Here is a 1462-nt window from a genome sequence, read left to right on the forward strand (position 1 = left end):
AAGAGCGCTTGGCTTTCGCGGCTCTGCTTGCCGATTGCACCACATTCAGCGCCGGTCCGTCGGGCAATACGTTGAAGAAAAACGGACTAAATCTTGATAGCTCGCTACGCGAAGTGCGCTCTTGACCCCTCCCCAAAGGAAGTAGTTTGCCGCGCTTCTGGATCACACCCATTATCAGAACGCCGCAGGGCGAGAAGGTATGCTACGACGTGTGCAGCGTGTTCTATTGCTGGGACCGCGCGGAAGAACCGAACCTGTCCCCATTAGTATAACACCGCACGGCATTCTGAAGTTTTGCTTCTTGCGGCGCTGAATGCTCAAGTAAACTCTACGACCAATTAAATTCGCTCAGACACCGGAGTTTTCATATGAAAATACGCGTTCCAGTTTCCTTCGAGCTCGAAGAAAACACTCCAGATCGTGATACCGAACGGTTCAGGGAGTGGGTAACGGTGGATATCGCCGAGGTCGCCCCCGAGGCGGCTCCTTGCGTTCTGAAGACGGGCTTTGAAGCGTATTCGGATGCCTACCACAAGTTCGACGATGCGTTCTGGTGTGACCACATGAACGAGGCTAACACCGATACCTGTGCCGATATCGAAAATTGCCGCCTTCCCAGCGCCGCCGCTTCCGTATTCGAACACGAACTTTTCAGGGCTATGGGCCGGGATGACGAACACGCGTTCGACCATCAGGCATTCGACGCGGTCTCGCTCGAACCGAGAGACGCAGCGATCCTCTCCGTCCACGAGAAATCGAAAAACCTCATCGTGGTTGGTGCTAGGGTTTTGGCTCGCAAGAAGTCCGAACCCGTCATGATGTTCGTGAAGGGCATCGATGAAGACCTTCAGGATGCGATTTCGGGAATAGTCGGCGATCCTCTCGATTACACGGGGGACGGCATCGTTCAGATATTTTCCGTAAACACGGAAGAAGAGAAAATTCACAAAACCCTGGAGGAGCAGGGCTGGGATTTGGTCGGCAAATCCGGGGATCAGAAAAGCATCAGCTGGGTCGAAGTCATCGACCCAGATGCGTTCACCGAAAACATCGACCTTCGCAACTTCCTTACCAACATCCGGGACAGCCTACAAGAAATCGGCTGGTCGGTTTCCATTGAGGCCAGAAGAGAAAACGAGGAAGCGCGGAAAATTCGGGCCCTAACCCAGAAGGCATTACTTATTAACGACGAAAGCCCCAACGTCGCAGACCAGCTCGAGTCTTCTGCACTCGAAGTGTCGTCATACGTGAAGAATTGCTGTTCACACAGCATCCTCGGAAACAGCCGCCTCCGAGAAGCGGTGAATCTGATGGAAAAGGCCGTCTCCCGCTGGACGAACGACAAGGACGCATCTCCCGCGCCCGCGATGTGACTTCCCGAGGCCAATGGTCCCACCGGATTATCAAGCTCCGCCGTGAATCCCGGTCCCTTAGGTCCGGGATACAAGGCGCTCCCGCGCAA

General features: G+C 54.5%; 1 protein-coding gene. It reads left to right on the forward strand.

Annotation, left to right across the window (positions count from 1 at the left end):
- Positions 1-452 precede the first annotated feature (452 nt).
- Positions 453-1373: a hypothetical protein gene (locus E1297_RS01865; RefSeq protein WP_155133170.1), complete on the forward strand. Its 921-nt coding sequence runs from the start codon at positions 453-455 to the stop codon at positions 1371-1373.
- The last annotated feature ends 89 nt before the right edge of the window (positions 1374-1462 follow it).

The sequence above is a fragment of the Roseibium sp. RKSG952 genome, assembly GCF_009711355.1.